This is a genomic window from Qipengyuania sp. B-5, from assembly GCF_056857815.1.
The window spans coordinates 1-17,221 of the sequence record NZ_JBSXNU010000021.1; the positions used below are offsets into that span (position 1 = coordinate 1).

Consider the following 17,221-nt stretch of genomic DNA (forward strand, 5'->3'; position numbering starts at 1 on the left):
GCCGACCTGCGGACTTCATCAGGGCCAGCAGCCATACGGTGCTGCGCGAACAGGCCGAACACATGGATGCACCCGACCGATCTCATCACTGCAGAAAACTCTTGCGCAGCGAGAGCCGTCCACACATGACCCCCAGCTTTCCCCCAGCTGGGATTCGAGCCGGACGGTTGTTTGCACTGCTACCCAACCTTGGACCGCTTGGGTCTGGAGTTTTCCGCCTTTCCCAGATCCGGTGGGCTGGTTGCACCGGCTGAGTTTGCCAGCATGATCGGGAGGATATTCCCAATCGCGCTGTGCGGTCGCTCTTCATTGTAGTGTCTACGCCAGGCCTCCAGCTTTTCGGGGGGCATCTTGCAGCGACAGAAACCAGTGCGCGTTCAGGCATTCGCTGCGCAGCTTGCTGTTAAACGCTTCGATGAACGCATTGTCTGTGGGCTTGCCAGGGCGGGAGAAGTCGAGGATCACACTGCGCTGGTAAGCCCACAGATCCATGTCCCGAGAGATAAATTGTGCTTTGCACAGCTGCGCTTCCACTGCCATTGTCCACTCGTATCGTCTTCGGGTAGCCGATCTTCCGGCAAGTCGCGTCCAGCGTAGCAACCACATTCTCGCCCCGGTAGCTGAACCGGGGATCGATTACCGGTGAGAGCCGCGAGAACGTATCGACCACCGTCAGGATGCGAAGCTTGCGACCCGTTGCTAGCTGGTCGTGCACAAAGTCCATCGCCCACACATCGTTCGGCCGGATAGCAGGCGCGCGATCCTCGCGCAGCTTCGCCTTAACCCGCCGCTTGGGCGTCTTGTTGCGCAGCTGCAAGCCCAACTCCCTGTAAAGCCTGTAAACCTTCTTCAGGTTCACATGCCAACCATCGCGGCGCAGGATGTAATACACCCGCCGGTAGCCATAGCGGACATGCGTCTCGCAGATCTCCTTGATCCGCTTCTTCAGAAAGGCCGGATCGCTTCGGCGGGACTGGTAGTGGTAGGTGGATAGATCGAAGTGCAAAGCCGAACATGCCCTGCGGATCGTTACCTGCCAGTCCTGCCGAACCGCGTCGATAATCTCGCGCTTGCGATCCGACCTCAGAGCTTTCGCTTGATAACGTCCTGCAGCATCTCCCGATCCAAAGTCAGGTCAGCCACGATCTTCTTCAGCCGGCCGTTCTCGTCCTCCAGCTCGCGCAGCCGCCGCATCTCCGGAGCCGAAGGCGTTGCGAAGCAACACCGCATCAGCCCCGCGTATTTCTTCTTCCAGTTGAAGTAGGTTGCCTGGCTGATTCCTGCCTTGCGGCAAATCTCCGCCACGGGAGTTCCTTCTTCCCCCTGCTTCACCACGAACGCCTTCTGCGCGTCCGTAAACTTCGATGCCTTCATGCCGTAACTCATCGCCCAGCCAAGGATACATACGGCGGAAAACTCTAACCAGAAATGGTCCAGTTTTCAGGTGGCAGAGCAGTCTGGGAGCGCTCTACATGCTGTGTAGCAAGCGAAGAGTAGAATGATTTGCCACCGCTTATGGAGCGGTGGCAAATCACGGGGTTCAGTGGCTGGAATTTTCTGGGGCGCTGGACTTATCCCTCTCGGAACCTCTCCCCGCCCCTCACCCGTTGGTCCGGCAAGGAGAACGCCATGCCCACACCAGAGGACCGAAACGACGAACCCATCCACTATGATGCCGACTAGGTGCGCGGGCCGGAGATCATCCTGACCAAGCGCCGCAACCGGGCGATCTTCATCGCCGGGCTGGTGGGGTTTGCGCTGCTCGCGCTGGTGTTCGGGCTGTTGGGTTAGGGGAGCCTGACCGAGAGCCTTGTTCGGCTTTGCGGTTTTTGTTTTGCGCCCTCAGGCGCCGGGCGGAGCGCATCCGCGCTCCTTGGCTTCGCGCCATAAGGCGCGGCGCGCGGTCGCGCTTGCGGTCCGCTGGGCGCGGACCGGGACACTCCCGGCAGATGGATTGCGGATATTCCCCGAACCATTGGGGCGGTCTTGCATTGATCCGGTATGGCCGACGAAACCTCGCTCTACCTGATCTGGCACGAACCCGGGGCCGCTCCTTCCCAGCCGCTCGACCTGCATGGGGACGGGCATCCGCTGGCAGAGGGCCTCTGGCTGGTGCGCTCCGCCCTCACCCGCTCCAAACTCTATCACCGGATCAAGTGGCAATTGCCCGAAGGCACCGCCCTCCTCTGCGCGCCGCTGGCGGACGAGCCGGAGGGCTGGCCCAAGTTCAAGGGGATGGAAGCAGGCGCGCTGGCGTGGCTGAAGGGGAACTAGCTTAAAGCGCCAGATCGAAAGCGTTTTCCTACACGTCATTGCGAGCGTAGCTAAGCAATCCATAGACCATCGCCATGGATTGCCGCGTCGTCTGCGGCTCCTCGCAATGACGGGAAGCAACATGACTGAACCGACCCGCAAGATCGCCCGCCAGGCCACCTCCGCCGTCGCGCATGTCGCGCCCGAGCCAGCTGCGGACGATCCGCTGCTCGGTTTCGCGCCCTATCTCCACATGCAGCCGCGTTCCAATTCTATCACACCAACGCTCCAGCGGCGCTTTGTCGCCAGCCTTGCGGCCACAGGGATCGTCACGCAGGCGGCGCTCTCCATCGGCAAGAGCATGGAGGCGCTCTACAAGCTGCGCAACAAGCCGGGCGCGGAGGGCTTTGCGGCGGCCTGGGATGCGGCGCTGGAGCGCGGGGTGCAGCGGCTGGAGGACAGCGCGCTCGCCCGCGCTATCCAGGGCACGCCCGTATGGAAGACCGATGGCGACGGCGGCCTGATCACCTATGGCACCAAGCATAACGAGGCGTTGGTGATGTTCTTCCTGCGCAACCGCCGCCCTGAACGCTATTCCGAGCATATCCGCCCCGGCCACCCCGTCTATGAACGCATCCGCCGCGAAGTGCTGGCGAGCCTGCCCGCCCGTACCGACGGCGCGCAGGGTCAGGCCGAGGAAACCCGCGAATGCGCCCTTTCCCGCCACTTCGCCGACCGGCTGGCGCGGGAGGCTGTGCGTGAGGACGAGCGCGACAGAGCGCTGCCTGAGCCGGGCGACGATTAGACCTCCCCCCGCGCCGTAGCGCTGCTATGCTGCCCCCGTCATGATCACCCCGATGCCCGACATCATCGAAACCCGGCTGGAGAACGGCACGCCCGTCTGCCTGCGCCGCGTGACGCGCGATGACGAGGCGCGCATCAGGCAGGGCATCGCACGGATGAGCCCGCATTCGCGCTATATGCGCTTCTTCTCCGGCGCCTCCACCCCGCCCGACTGGGTGATCGACCGGCTGCTCGATGCCGATGGCGACATGCATCTCGCCTGGGGGGCGATCGACACATCCGACGCGGAAGAGCCCGCGATCGGTGCGGTCCACGCCTTCCGCGATGCCGAAGACCGCGGGTGTGCGGAGTTTTCCGTGGGCATACTCGACGAATGGCACGGCATGGGACTGGGCAAGATCCTCACCGCCACGCTGCTGCACGAGGCGCGAGCAGAGGGCATCGCGCGCTTCAGCATGGACACGCTGGCGGAAAACCGCAGCGCCATCGCCTTTGCCCGCCTGCTGGGCGGCGAACGCAGCGGATCGGACGGCACGGTGCTGTCCTATACGCTCGGCGTGGACGAGGCTCTGGAACGGCTGGAAGCGGCCGGCGATCCGCCGGGCATCGCCGCGGTATATGCGGCGTTTCGGGGCTAAACCCGGTTGGTCAGGCCGATAGAGAGGCCAACAGCTTCCGCAGCATGAGCAGGCCGACATGGCGCGGGGAAGGAATCCGATATTTCGCTTCATCCCTGCTGCGCCGGTGATATAGTCCAGGCACCTGAGTGAGGGGAAGAACGATCAACAAAACAATGCCTTCCGCCGTGCATCCCGCAATCCTGTGGGGACTGCGCATCGTTTCCGTGATCCTGATCGGAGGCGTATTGCTGAGCACCAGTGATCTGAACCAGTGGTGGATTCGCATGTGGGATTTCCCCCGCGTGCAGCTGGTCGCGGCGATGGTGCTGCTGGGGCTGATCATGTGGCAGGTTGATCGTGGCTGGAGGCCCTGGCTGCCGCTGGCCATGGCGGCGCTGACGCTGTGGCAAATCTATCGCATCTACCCCTATACCCCGCTTTCCCCGACCACGGTGGCGCAGATGGACGTCGATACCGAACCGGGCGATGCGTGCTTCTCCGTCCTTTCGCTCAATGTCCTGCAGAAGAACCGCGACTATGGCGCGACGCTGGATCTGATCGAGCGGACCGATCCCGACATGCTATTGCTGATGGAAACCGACCAGGCATGGCTCGATGCGATGCAGCCTGCGGTGGCTCGATACCCTACGAAACTCGAACGACCGATCGATAATACCTATGGCATGGCGTTCTATACCCGGCTGGAAACGCGCGATGCGATGATCCGTGACCTGGCGCAGGCCGATACGCCCTCGATATTCGCAACCATTACCGCAGGCGAACGCGATTTCCGCATGATCGCGCTGCACCCGCGCCCACCGCATCCCGGACAGGATACGGAGGAACGCGATGCCGAGCTGGTGGTTGCCGCCCGCCACGCCAGGGAATCATCCATACCCGTCATGGCCATCGGCGATTTCAACGATGTCGCCTGGTCGAACACCACTTCGCTGTTCATGAAAACTGGCGAGTTTCTGGATCCCCGCGTAGGCCGCGGCACCTTCGCGACTTTTCCGGCGAACATGATCTGGCTTGGCTGGCCGCTCGATCACCTGTTCCTGACCGACGAATTCCTGATGCGGGAGATGCAGGTTCTGCCATCTGTCAATTCCGACCACCGGCCGATCATCGCGAGGCTGTGCCTCGACCCCGCCACCGCACGCGCCGTAAATGACGGAGCGGAAGACGCCGATGCGGATGACCGCGAGGAATCCCGCGACGTGATGGAGGAGTACAAGGAAGACGCCGTCGAAGACCAGGCACAGGGGGAATAAGCGAAGAAACCCCGGGCCGGTCAGGCCGAAAGGAAGGCCACCAGCGATTTCACCTTTTTGGTGCGCCATTGCGGCGTGGGGGCGACGAGCCAGTAGGCGCGCGTGCCCTGTTCCGGTCCATCGAGCACTTCTAGCTGCCCTGCCTCGATCGCTTCCTTGGCGAGCAGTTCGGGCAGGATCGCCTTGCCCAGCCCCGCCATCGCGCCCGAGAGCGCCTGTCCGGCATTGCTTACCGTGACATGCGCCTGCACGCCGTCCTGCAGCGGCAGGCCCCAGTCGATCCACTTGTCCGGCGCACCCGGCGCGGCCACCGTCACCCGGCGCGCGGCGGCGAGTTCGACGCCCTGCAAATCGCCCGGGCCATCGACCAAGCGGATCGCGCAGTCGAGATTCGCTTCGGTGAAATCGGCATTCTCGTCCGCCACGAAGGCAAAGCGGATGTCGGGATTTTCCTTCGCGAAGGCGGCCAGCCGCGGGGCGAGCCACTGCGCATAGAATTCGCGCGGGCAGGCGATGGTATAGCTGTCGCTGGCCTGTCCCGCCTGCATGGCGGAGACGCTTTCCTCGAACTTGAGGAAGCCTTCGCGCAGAGCGTCGAGCCCCGCCGCGCCTTCCTGCGTCAGCTCCAGTCCCTTGCTGGTGCGGCGGAACAGCACGGTGCCGAGGTGATCTTCGAGCGCGCGAATCTGCTGGCCGACCGCGGCAGGCGTCACCGCCAGCTCGTCCGCGGCGCGGGTGAAACTGAGGTGGCGGGCCGCTGCGTCATAGACGCGCAGGGCGTTGAGGGGCAGATGCGTGCGCTTCATGGTCTCACGCGTTTAGCAATGTTGCACCGCAAAACAAGATTGCGGCGGAATGATGATGCGAAAGGCAGGCTTAAAGCTCGGCTTCGAGCCACTGCTTGAGCTGTCCCTTGGGTGCCGCACCGCGCATGTGTGCCGCCGGTTCGCCGTTCTTGAACAATACCAGGTAGGGGATCGACTGCACGCCCATCTTTCCGGGTACGCCGGTGTTTTCCATGATGTCCATCTTGGCGATAGTCACCTTGTCGGCCAGCTCGTCCGAAAGTTCTTCCAGCGCCGGAGCGATCATCTTGCACGGCCCGCACCATTCGGCCCAGAAATCCACGAGGACGGGCTTGTCGCTATCGAGAACGTCTGTCTGGAAGCCTTCGTCGGTGACGTTGATCGTGGCCATGGGATACTCCTGAAGTCTGATGTCTTGCCCGTTCATATGGGCGCGGGGGTCAATTACTCAACGGTGCTCACAGGAAAGCTTTCCTGCCGATCCGCAAACGCGGCCTTGTAAGCGGCGAGTTTATCGGCAGGCAAGGCGATGAGTTGCGGCGTCTGGGTATAGAGCACGGCGGCCTCGACGGGGTACCCGGGATAGATCGCTTCAAGCGCCGCGACATAGGCGGCCATCTGGCGCATGGTGCTGTCGGGTATGGTGTCTATCGAGGTCGGCGGGCGGCGGGCGGTCTTGAAATCGACCACCACCACTTTTTCGCTGGTCACCAGCAGCCGGTCGGCCGTACCCATGACGACCTGCCCCTCGACCGTGGCGGCAAGCGGAATTTCCGCCAGCGCTCCCGCTCCGAAAATCTCGGCGAAGCCGGGTTCGGCAAGCACGGCAAGCGCGCGGGCGAGCATTTCCTCCCGCTCTTCCTCCGCCAGATCGGGTGCCTGATGGGCGAGCCAGGCACGCGCCCGCTCTTCGCGTTTATCACTCGTCACCTCGGGCAGGCGTTCGAGCAGCGCGTGGATCAGCACGCCGCGCCGCGCAGCCCCTGCCGCCACTTCGGGCGGGAGCGGCGGATCGCTGCCTTCGACCTCTCCAAGGCCCGATGGCGCAAGCGGACGCGGCGGGCGCGGCTCAGGGCCGACGGGTTGCCGCGCCCAGTCGGGCAGTTCCGAGACAGGTGCAGCCGCGCGCTTGTCCGTAGGCGATACGGAAGGCGCGCGTTCGCCCACTTCCCAGCGCGCCCCCCAGATCGGGTCTTCAAGCGCCGCATCGGCATCGAACAGCGCCGCCAGTCGCGCATACCAGCTGTCTTCATGCGGACCGTTCTTCGCATCGCGCGGGCCGAGCGAGCCGCCGATGAACAGCGCTTCCTCCGCGCGGGTCATGGCGACATAGAGCAATCGCCAATGTTCCTGCATCGAGCGTGCGGCATTCGCTTCCTCCACCGCGCGCACCGGGCCGACCTTTTCGTCCTTGGTCAGCGAAGGAAGCGGGATGACGTTGCTCTCGGCCGAGCCGAGCGGTGTTTCCTCCAGCGACAGATCGCCCGAGGCATCAGGACGGATCGCCGCATCGGCGAGAATCACGATGGGGGCCTGCAAACCCTTGGATCCGTGGACGGTCATCACGCGGACCTGATCCCCGCCCTCACCCGCTTCGCGCTTCAGCTCGCCATCGCCAGCATCGAACCAGCGAATGAAACCCTGCAGGCTTGCCACATGGCTGCTGGCACAGGCATTGGCCGCGTTGAGCAGTTCGTCCAACGGGTCGTTCGCCTCGCGTCCCAGTCTTGCAACCAGCTTGCGTCGTCCATCCATCGGGCCGACCAGAATCCAGTGCAGCAATTGCTGCGGACTGTCGAAATCGGCGCGGCGGAGAATTTCGCGCAAAGTGTGGACGGTCTGCACCACGAACGGTTCGTCCGAACCGCGCAGATGCTCCCACAACCGCATGCCCTTCTCGCGCCAGCCATAGGCGAGCAGATCTTCCTGGCTCCAGCCGACCAGCGGCGAAACGAGGAGGTTGGCAAGCGTGAGATCATCCAGCGGCTGCGCGGCGAAACGGATTGCCGCCATCAAATCCTTCACCGCCAGCGGATTGCCGAGCCTGAGCCGGTCGACACCCGCCACCGGCACGCCATGCGCATAGAGCCGTGCGACGATCAGCGAGGCAAGCTCGCGCCGCTTCTGCACCAGCACCATGACATCGCCCGCGCCTGCACGGCGGGGCCTGTCACCCTTGACCAGCGTAAAGCCTTCGCCCTTGGGATCGAGCCATTCGGCGACCTGCCGCGCGATCCGGTCCGCGATCAGCCGGTCATGCCGGGCGAGCCAGCCGTTCTTCTGCTCCCCGTCGTCATCTTCGCCCTCCGCAACGCGGACATCCTTCCACAGCGTGACGAGACCGGGCGTTTCGCTGCCGATATGTTCGCCATCGCTCTTCTCGAGGCCCAAACCCTGCGGCCCGATCGTACGGATCGCATCGTCGACGAAGCTGAGCACGGTCTGGTTGGTGCGATAGCTGCGCTCGAGGTCGAATTCGCGTAATCGCCCCGCATTCACATCGGCGCGCGCCTGTTCGGCGGCGAGGGCTGCGGCTTCCATTCGCTCACGGAAATAGTCGCGCGCTTCGCGGAAGTTTTCCGGGCTGGTGCCCTGGAAACCGAAGATCGCCTGCTTGTAGTCGCCAACGGTGAAGATGGTTCGCACGGCATTCCCATGCGCGCCCAGCCCGTCGAAATAATCGTCGGTCAGCGCCTTCACGATGGCCCATTGCGCGCGGTTGGTATCCTGCGCTTCATCGACGAGGATATGATCGAAGCTGCGGTCGAGCTTGTAGCGGATCCAGTCGGCCATCTGGCTGGAGGAGAGCAGCCGCGCGGCGCGGTGAATGAGATCGTCGAAATCGACGAGGCCTTCGCGTGCCTTGGCCTCTTCCCAGCGCCGGGCGAAGGCGCGGCCGGCGGTCAATTGCGGGGCGAGGAAGGCGGCGAGATCGAGCAGGGAGGCGCGTTCACGCACCTGTTCGACCCCCTCCAGCACGCGGGCGATATGAAGGCCGTAGGAGGGATCGACCTTTTCGAGATTCGACAGGCGGCTCGGCTCGCCCTTCTTGGTCAGCAGCGTGCCGAGGAACTGGTCGATCCGCGCAAGGCGTTCGCCCTCGCTCGCTGCCAGCCACCCGGAAGCGAAATCGGCATTGTCGAGACCCGTCTTGCTGCCCCAATCCGCATTGATGCGGCTGCAGGCAAGCAGGTCGGCGACAGGGAACACGTCATCCGAACAGGCTTCCGCCACCCAGCCTGCGTCCGCATCGACCGGGATACCCAGCAGGCGGCGCACCGGCTGATCTAGGCCAGTCTGCCAGCCCGGTTGGTCCCACAATTCCTTGTGGCGAGCGCAGCGCATGAGCCAGCCGAGCACCGCATCGGGGCCCTTGCGGCGGCTCATTTCGGCTACCGCCTCGCGAATCTGCGCATCGCCTTCGGCCAGCAAGTCGGAAAGCACGTCGCGGCTGAGCAGGTCGCGGTCGCGGTCTTCCATCGGCTGACTGCCGGGGAGCACGCCTGCCTCGCTCGGGAAGGCGCCCAGCAAATATTGGGCGAAAGCGTGAATCGTGTCGATGCGCAGGCCGCCGCCCGGGCAATCGAGCACGCGGGCGAAGAGCGAGCGGGCGCGGGCCTGCGTGTCCGGATCGATGGGCGCGCCGAGATGGCCCAGTTCCTTCGCCAGTTGCCCCGCGTCCATGCGTACCCAGCGCGCAAGCACCGCGTTGACGCGCACCGCCATCTCGGCTGCGCCCGCTTTGGTGAAGGTGAGGCAGAGTATCTGCGAGGGATCGGCCCCCGGCTGGAGCAGCAGCCGCAGCACTCGTGCGGAGAGCACCTGCGTCTTGCCCGTCCCGGCGCTGGCGGAAAGCCAGACGCTTTCCAGCGGGTTCACGCTAAGGCCTTGCGCACCCTCTAGGGGATAGACCTTGCCGCTCACGGGGCGTCCCCCTCATCGGCCTGGCGTGGGAGCCATTCCTCGAGCCGCATCAGCTGGTCATATGTGTCGTAGGCCGGATAGTCGGGATTCTCGCGCGCGGTGAACGGCGCATCGCCCTTAATGTATTTGCCGATGGCTTCGCCAAGCTTGGCGCGGGTCAGTGGGAGGAATTCTTCCGGCTCGATGCCGCTACGCTTCTTGCCCATCTTGAGTGGCACCTCGACATAGCCGAAGCCGTGCGGGTTATCGTCCTTCGCGCGGCCTAACGACCAGTATTCATACGCGCCCGGCTGCCCCGGCGCCTCCGTGAAGCCGTCCTGTTCGGCGATCAGCCCGAGGATGCCGAGCTGGAGCGCGAAGCCCTGCTCGACCATGCTCGCGCTGGGCGGTTTGCCGGTCTTGTAATCGACAATGGCGAGGCTGCCGTCCTCCAACCGGTCGATCCGGTCGGCGCGGCCGTGGACGAAGACATCCTCGAAATGCATCGAGCCCTTCGCTTCGACCGCCAAAACCTTGCGATCCGAATAGCTTGTGACAGTTTCCTCGATCCATTCGAGTGCCTTCTGCAGGCGCGGCTGCCACAGGCCTCGGACCAGCGGATCGGCGTTCTCCTCGTCAAGCACCTGCTTCATAATCGGCGCGATCCGCGCTGCGGGGTCGGATTTATGCGCCTTGTGCCAGAGCTCTAGGATTTCATGCGCGATATTGCCCTGCCACAGCGGGTTCGGATCGGCATCGAGCGCATCCAGATCGGACAGGCCCATGATCTTCTGCGCGAAGAACTGGTATGGGTCGCCCAGCAGCCTATCGAGCGCGGTGGCGGAAATGTCCACGTCGCGCTGCTGCGGAGTGGGCCTGGGCATGGGGCGCGGATAGTCGGGAGCCGGCTCGGCACGGGTCATGGCGCGAGCGAGCGCGATAATTTCGCTGTCCTGATGGCGGGGCAGGAGGTCGCCGAGCAGCGCTTGCACGCGCAGGAGAAAACGGCTGGGAATAGCAGGGCCGCCCTCGTCGCGGTTCGATCGGCTCAGGACCACTTCGGGCGCACCCATCGCGCCCGCCAGGTCATGCGCGGATAGGCCGATGCGAAAGTCCCCACCCGGCACCCCAAGCGCACGCAGGACCGGCGGGGCGAGCAAGGCATCGATACTCCCGCGTGCGGGCCACACCCCCTCGTTCAGGCCGGCACAGATCACGAGGTCCGCCCGGTTCATCCGCGCTTCGAGCAGGCCCAGCACCTGCACCCGCGCATGGCCGCCATAGGGCGGGCGTACCGCACGCTCTTCCATTGCATCGGCAAGCACCGCGGCGACATCGCGGGGGGCGACGGCAAAACCGGATTCGCGTGCGTGGAGGCGAAATTCCTCGACGAACCCGGCGAGCGTGCGGCCATCTTCCTGCGCCCAGAGCTTTTCGCCGCACAGCGCCTCGGCACTGGCTGCGAGCGTATCGATCAATTCGGCGAGGCTGGCGGGCGTTTCACGGTCGATCTCGACCAGCGGAACCAGCAGCTCCTCGGCAATCGCCCACCACTCGGCCATTTCGGGGTGGCGCTGGGTGAGCTTCGCAATCTCCGCGCGCGCCGGTTCGAGCCCGGGCGTGAGGCGCGGCCCGCGCAATTCACGCTCCAGCCTGCGCAGTCGCCGCAGCCAGATGCCGCGCTCCATCCCGCCATCGACCAGCGGGTGGCCGAGCAGTGCCATCAGCGGCACCGCCCGCGCGCCTTCGGCCATGACTTCGGCAGCGAGCAGGAAAGCACGGCCCGCGGCAGTGTGCGAAAGCGGACGTCCGGCGGAATCGTCGGCAACGATGTTCCAGCGCGCGAGGTGATGCACCACGCGCCTTGCAAGCGGGCGGTCGGGCGTAACCACGGCGACGCGCCTTTCCGGCTCTGCCAGCGCCTTGCGCACCAGCAGCGCGATCGCCTGCGCCTCCTCCTCGGGATTGGTGGCTTCCATGATCCGCACCCCCGAAAGGCGGCGCTTTTCGGGTGGCAGGTCGACCCAGACCTTGCTCGCTTCGGGAGGGAGGAACAGCGCAGAGATCGCATGGCTGCGCTCGGGCGACGCAGCGGTCATGCCCTTGCGATGCCAGGGCTGCACTTCCTCGCGCGCCACGCCCATGCGGTTCAGCAGTAGTTTGAGGTGATACTGGGGATGCGTCACCGCATCCTCACGAGCGAAGGCGGTGTCTTCCGGCGTCGGGCGATCGCCTGCGCGGCCAAGCTCGTCCCACACCGCTGCATCCATGGTGAGATCGAAATCGGGAAGAATTACTGCGCCTTGCGGCAGTTCGCTCACAACCCGTAGCAGCTTGGCGAGTGCGGGCGCGGCGCTGGTGACACCTGCCGCGACGATGGGCGATGCGGGCGGGTTCGCCTTCCACGCCTCGCGCGCCTTGTCGAACAGGCGGTTGCGTCGCGCGGCGGCGTCGAGCACATAGTTTTCGCCCAGCCATGCCAGCCATTTGACCTGGACGTTGGCGAAGAGCCGGATCGAATCCTGCCAGTGCCTCGACAGGTCCGGGAAAATGCCGACGACCTTATCGTCAAGCAGTTGTTCCGGCCCGACATCCTCGACCAGCAGGCGGTCCATGGTCGCCCCTGCTTCGCGCGCCAGCCGCAGCAATGTCGCGCCCTTGGGAGCTTCTTCCCCCATCTCCTCCGCGATCAGGCGAGCAAGCGCGAACATGCGGCGCTGCGGGTCGATGGCGGGCGGTATTTCGCTAGCCCCCAGCGGATCAAGCAGTGGCCCGAGCGCCTCGTCAAGATCGAGATCGCCCACCACCGCCATGCGCGGCATCAACAGGCCCGCACGCCCCTCGTCTCCGGCGTGGCGAATGAAAGCCTCGGACACGGTGCGCCGCGCGCGGCTGCTTGGCAAAAGCAAGGTGAGCCTCGCCAACCCGAGTTCGGGATCGGAATAACGCGGTACCAGACCCGCGACGAGCGCATCGGCAAAGCCCCGGTGCGCGGCTATGGTATAGACACGCGGCCCGGCCCGCCCTTCAGCCACCCGTCAGGGCCTCTTCGGTCGGTCTGATGTGTGCAGGCGTGCCGACTTCGTACCACATGCCGGTGAAGGCGACGCCATAAAGGCGGCCTTCCCCGATAGCGCGGTCCCACAGGATATTGGTCGAGAACTTGCCCTCGGGCGCATCGCGCAGGAGACGGTGCGAAACGAGCTGGATGCCAGTGTAGATGAAGGGCGCGATGCGGCCCGGCAACTTGCGCGTAAGTCGACCCGCACCGTCCATGTAGAAATCGCCCGTACCGTCGAAATTCTTTGCCCGGGCATGCGTCACCACCAGCAGCAGCGCGTCCATCTTCTCCGGATCCCAGGCATCGGAAAGATCGGCGAAGGCATTGCGCGGCCCGTCGAGCCAGACGCTATCCGCATTGCAGGCGTAGAACGGATCGGGCAGCAGGCCGGCGTCATTGGCCTTCACCATGCCGCCGCCGGTCTCGAGCAATTCCTCGCGCTCGTCCGAAAAACTCACCGCCGGACATTTTCGTGGCTTCAAATGCGCTTCGATCGATTCGGCGAGATAGTGGACATTGACCACCGCCTTCTCGACCCCCGCATCCTCCAGCCGGTCGAGTGCACGGTCGATCAAGGGCTTCCCGGCGACGCGAACCATCGGCTTGGGCGTGGAGGCCGTGAGCGGCCGCATACGCTTGCCGAGACCGGCAGCCATCAGCATTGCCGTATCGGTGACAAGTTTGCTCAAGCGATCTCTCCACCATGGGCATCGCGAAGCGCCTGCGGGATATTCGCATCGAACCATGCAGCGACCGGCGCCATCGCCTCATGCGCAAGATCGCGCTCCATCGCCTTCCAGACGCGCGGGATCATGTCGAGATAACGCGGTTTTCCGTCACGCTTGTAAAGCCGGGTAAAGATGCCGACGATCTTGGCATTCCGCTGCGCGCCGAGCCGCGCGTAATCGGCCTCGAAATGCTCGCCGGGATCGGTCGCGGCGCGATAGCGGCATAGCATGTCGTGTTCGAGCTGTTCGGACACGTCCCGCCGCGCGTCCTGCAGAAGGCTGACGATGTCATAGGCGCGATGCCCTACCAGCGCGTCCTGGAAATCGATCAGTCCCTGTTCGCCAGCCAGCTTGCCCTCTTCGAGCAGCATGATGTTCTCCGCATGATAATCTCGCAGGACCGTGACGCCCGGGTCCTGCCGCGGGAGCATAGGCGCGAGCGCTTCCTCCCATGCTCTGGTCCAGCCCGCTTGATCGACACTCAGGCCGGCCGCAGGGCAGTACCATTCGGTAAACAGCGCCGCTTCGCGCTGATAGACCGCCATATCATAGGGCTCGAACGGGCCGGACGGCAGGCGGTGAAGCTGGACCAGCGCATCGATCGCCTTGGCGTAGATATCGTGTTCGTCGCCGGGGTGGTCGTCGATCCATTCTTTCATCCGCGTGTCGCCGAAATCTTCCGTCAGCACCCAGCCATTGGCGGCGTCCTCGCGGTAAATCTGCGGTCCGCGCATGCCGTTGTCGTTCAGCCATTTCGCGACATGCAGGAAAGGACGGGGATCTTCATGCGGCGGCGGCGCATGCATCAGCATCGCGCTTCGGTCGCCCCTTCGGATGCGGAAATATCGGCGGAAACTGGCATCCCCGACCAGCGGGGCGATTTCGGCACCTTCCCAGCGGCTTGCACCGAGAAAGCCGTGAATGTCTTCGAGTAACGCGTCGCTCATGGGATGCGGCTTTGCCAAGCCTCGCCCGGCTTCACAATGGCCTGCCTGCCCTCGCCCACCGTTTCCAGCGCAATTGCGAGACAAGTCGGCTCATGCTCGAAACCGCCCGCATGATCAGGCCATTCTGCGATCAATACGGCTCCCTCGCGGTAGTCGTCGAGGCCAATCTCCTCGGCCTCCGATGGATGCTCCAGCCGGTAAAAATCGGCATGGACCAGTGGCACCGGCAGATTGTCATAAGTCTCGACGATGGTGAATGTCGGTGACGGCACTTCGCCTTCGTGCCCGAGCGCGGCGATGATCGCGCGCGCCAATGTCGTCTTCCCCGCTCCCAGACCGCCGGAAAGCGCCACCACGTCGCCCGGTTCCAGCCTGGCAGCTATGCGCGCACCGAATTCCTGCATGGCGGCAAGGTCGGGAAGAGGAACCGTCACGGCAGCGTGATCGTCGCCGTAGTGCCGGCATTCTTGCGGGACTGGAATTCGAGCGTTCCGCCATGCGCCTCGATCAGCTGGCGCGCGAGCGGGATGCCGAGGCCATGGCGGCGTTCGATGCCCTTGCCGTCGGCGCTCATACGGATGCCCTCGAGCGCGCGGGCAAGTTCATGCTGGCTCATCCCCTCGCCATTGTCGGAAATCGCGATGCGATTGAGCCCGCGCCGCTTGGCAATGTCGATCAGGATACGCCCGCCGCGGGGGGTATGCGTGATGGCATTGTCCAGCAGATGGCCGATCGCGCGTTGCAATTGCTGGCGATCCGCCTCGACCACCTTGTTCGCGTTTCCATTGAGGTCCAGCGTGAGCCCCCCGCCGAGTATCGCCTGTTCGCGCTTCCTGACGATCTGTTCGATGAAAGGCAAAAGTTCGACCTTCGTCTTGCGCAAGGGCATCAGGCCGGCTTCCGACTGCGAGAGATCGAGTACGTTTTCGACCTGTTCGGTAAGCTTGCCGACCGAAGTGGTAATCGCCTGGACATATTCGCGAGCCTGCGAACTGAGATCGCCCGCGATGCCCTGTGCAAGCAATTCCGCGAAGCCGCCGATCGACGTCAGCGGCGTGCGGAATTCATAGGACATGTTGGCGAGGAAACGGGTCATGACCGCATCGGCCTCTTCCAGAGCCCGGTTGCGTTCGCGCAGCGCCTCTTCGGCCTGCTGCGAGGCGGTCACGTCGAGCACTGTGAGCAGGCCGTTGCCGTCCGGTAGCGGCACGCCGGCATAGGTCAGCGTGCGACCATCGGCGAGTTCGATGCGTCCATCGCGCTTCTTGCGGTCGAGCGTGGCTGCGCGGATCGTCTGTCCGATTTCGGAAATAGCCTTCGGATCGGCAAGCTGCTTGGCGATTTCCGCAAGCAATTGCTCGGCCTGCGGGTGGCCGTCCAGCACTTCGCTTTCCAGCCCCCATGCGATGGGGAAACCGCGGTTCCACAACTCCAGATGGCCGTCGGGCGCAAACACGGCCAGCGCTTCGAACAGGCTGTCGAAGGTTGCCGTGCGCGTGCGCAGCAGCGTGTCGCGCGTGGCCGAAAGGGCGAGCTGTTCGGTGCGGTCTTCCGCGATCAGAACGAGGCCGCCATCCGGCAGCGGCTGGGCGACGATGCGCAAATGGGTGCTGTCCGGAAGCGGCCAGTTTACCTCCTCCGGCTCGTCCATGAGGAACCACTCGGCCATTTCCTTGCGCCAGGCGGGAAAATCGCGGACCTCGGGAATCTTTCCGTTCTCGCGGGCAATCGTCAGCATCTGGTCGAAGCGGATACGTTCGGACACGACGCCCGGTGGCAGCGAGAAAACCCGGTGGAACGGCTGGTTGGCGAAGCTCATCCGTTGCTGCGCATCGAACTGCGCCACACCGATGGAAAGCTGGTCGAGCATCGAGCGTTGGGCTTCGCGGAAGGCGCGGAATTCACGCGCCTGCTCTTCCATTTCCTCGATATCGATCGCGTATCCGGCGATGCCTTCGCCCATCAGCGGCAAATCTGTGACTCGCACCGTGCGCCGTGCATTATTGATCGTAGCGGACAGGATCCGCTCGATGGGCTGGCGGCGGTCCGCAGATTGCTGAGCGACCTGTGCCGCGGTGCGTCCACCCACTTTTTCGACCAGTTCGATCTGTTCGGCAACGACCTGATCCGCGCTTTGCGCGCCGACCGCTTCGACATAGGCCTTGTTGACAAGGCGAAGCTGCATATCCCCGCCGCGGAACCACATTGGCATGGGCGCGGCCTCGATCAGCCCGACCAGGGCGCCGAAATCGTCGCGCGCGCGGGCCGCCTCCTCGCTCAGGCGGGCAAGCTCGTCTTCGGTTTCGGTAAAATCGAATACCCAGATAAGCGCCGCGCCACTGGGCGAGACGGCGGGATCGGCCAGCGCGCCGCGCAGGGCGAGCGATTTCTGCGAGCCGGGCGGGCGCAATGCCATCTTGAACGGCCTTGCACTCTTCTGCGTGCGGCGGACATTGGCGGACAGGCGTTCGACCTGTTCTTCGGAAAGGCCCATCCCCTCGGGACCGGCCAATTCGCTGAGATATTCGGGCACCTTGTCGAGACCAATCCACCGCGCGAAACGGTCGGGTGCCTCGATCCGCCCGTCCACCCGCACCAGCAGCGGGATGGCGGGGCCTTCCTCGACCATACGGGAAAGGCGCCTGGCCGCCTTGCGATGCGCCTCGGCCTTCTGCGTATCGCGGCTCGCCTTGAGCATCAACGACACCGCCCAGCCGGTCCACAGCGCAAGCAGCACGCCGATGACGGGCAGGAATATGGGCGAGATTTCCATTACGTGCCAGCTATTCTGCCAGCGTCACGGATGCAACCGGAATGCTGGCGGC

At 64.4% G+C, this 17,221-nt stretch carries 12 protein-coding genes and 1 pseudogene; 4 read left to right on the forward strand and 9 right to left on the reverse strand.

The features are described from left to right. Positions 1-179: 179 nt before the first annotated feature. Positions 180-1,374 (reverse strand): annotated as a pseudogene (locus AC13CE_RS01515) (IS3 family transposase). 627 nt (positions 1,375-2,001) lie between these two features. Here AC13CE_RS01515 and AC13CE_RS01520 point away from each other — a divergent pair. From AC13CE_RS01520 to AC13CE_RS01535, 4 genes are all read left to right on the forward strand, one after another. Continuing rightward, positions 2,002-2,274 carry a hypothetical protein gene (locus AC13CE_RS01520; RefSeq protein ID WP_482971251.1) on the forward strand — a complete coding sequence of 91 codons (273 nt, stop codon included), beginning with the start codon at positions 2,002-2,004 and terminating at the stop codon, positions 2,272-2,274. 121 nt (positions 2,275-2,395) lie between these two features. Then, entirely contained in the window at positions 2,396-3,058 is a 663-nt protein-coding gene (locus AC13CE_RS01525) for a hypothetical protein (RefSeq protein WP_482971252.1), read from the forward strand. 52 nt (positions 3,059-3,110) lie between these two features. After that, positions 3,111-3,695 (forward strand): GNAT family N-acetyltransferase, encoded by a 585-nt coding sequence (locus AC13CE_RS01530; RefSeq protein ID WP_482971253.1) that lies wholly within the window; start codon positions 3,111-3,113, stop codon positions 3,693-3,695. A 155-nt stretch (positions 3,696-3,850) separates the two neighbouring features. Further along, positions 3,851-4,951 (forward strand): endonuclease/exonuclease/phosphatase family protein, encoded by a 1,101-nt coding sequence (locus AC13CE_RS01535; RefSeq protein WP_482971254.1) that lies wholly within the window; start codon positions 3,851-3,853, stop codon positions 4,949-4,951. 20 nt (positions 4,952-4,971) lie between these two features. Here the strand turns inward: AC13CE_RS01535 and AC13CE_RS01540 are convergent, their stop codons facing one another. From AC13CE_RS01540 to AC13CE_RS01575, 8 genes are all read right to left on the reverse strand, one after another. Further along, complete coding sequence (locus AC13CE_RS01540) at positions 4,972-5,757, reverse strand: LysR substrate-binding domain-containing protein (RefSeq protein WP_221539126.1); 786 nt, start codon at positions 5,755-5,757, stop codon at positions 4,972-4,974. A gap of 70 nt (positions 5,758-5,827) precedes the next feature. Then, the gene (trxA, locus tag AC13CE_RS01545) at positions 5,828-6,148 is read right to left on the reverse strand and encodes a thioredoxin (protein ID WP_221539128.1); all 321 of its coding nucleotides are present in this window, start codon (positions 6,146-6,148) and stop codon (positions 5,828-5,830) included. A gap of 53 nt (positions 6,149-6,201) precedes the next feature. After that, positions 6,202-9,681, reverse strand: coding sequence for a double-strand break repair helicase AddA (addA, locus tag AC13CE_RS01550; protein WP_482971255.1), 3,480 nt, complete (start codon positions 9,679-9,681; stop codon positions 6,202-6,204). Beyond that, on the reverse strand, positions 9,678-12,695 hold the full coding sequence (gene addB, locus AC13CE_RS01555; RefSeq protein WP_482971256.1) for a double-strand break repair protein AddB: 3,018 nt from the start codon (positions 12,693-12,695) through the stop codon (positions 9,678-9,680). The genes addA and addB overlap by 4 nt, the downstream gene beginning before the upstream one ends. Beyond that, positions 12,688-13,410 carry a nucleotidyltransferase family protein gene (locus AC13CE_RS01560; protein ID WP_221539134.1) on the reverse strand — a complete coding sequence of 241 codons (723 nt, stop codon included), beginning with the start codon at positions 13,408-13,410 and terminating at the stop codon, positions 12,688-12,690. The genes addB and AC13CE_RS01560 overlap by 8 nt, the downstream gene beginning before the upstream one ends. Then, complete coding sequence (locus AC13CE_RS01565; RefSeq protein ID WP_482971257.1) at positions 13,407-14,396, reverse strand: aminoglycoside phosphotransferase family protein; 990 nt, start codon at positions 14,394-14,396, stop codon at positions 13,407-13,409. Before AC13CE_RS01565 ends, AC13CE_RS01560 begins: the two co-directional genes overlap by 4 nt. Continuing rightward, complete coding sequence (gene tsaE, locus AC13CE_RS01570) at positions 14,393-14,830, reverse strand: tRNA (adenosine(37)-N6)-threonylcarbamoyltransferase complex ATPase subunit type 1 TsaE (RefSeq protein ID WP_482971258.1); 438 nt, start codon at positions 14,828-14,830, stop codon at positions 14,393-14,395. The genes AC13CE_RS01565 and tsaE overlap by 4 nt, the downstream gene beginning before the upstream one ends. After that, the gene (locus tag AC13CE_RS01575; protein WP_482971259.1) at positions 14,827-17,169 is read right to left on the reverse strand and encodes a PAS domain-containing sensor histidine kinase; all 2,343 of its coding nucleotides are present in this window, start codon (positions 17,167-17,169) and stop codon (positions 14,827-14,829) included. The genes tsaE and AC13CE_RS01575 overlap by 4 nt, the downstream gene beginning before the upstream one ends. Between the last annotated feature and the right edge of the window lie 52 nt (positions 17,170-17,221).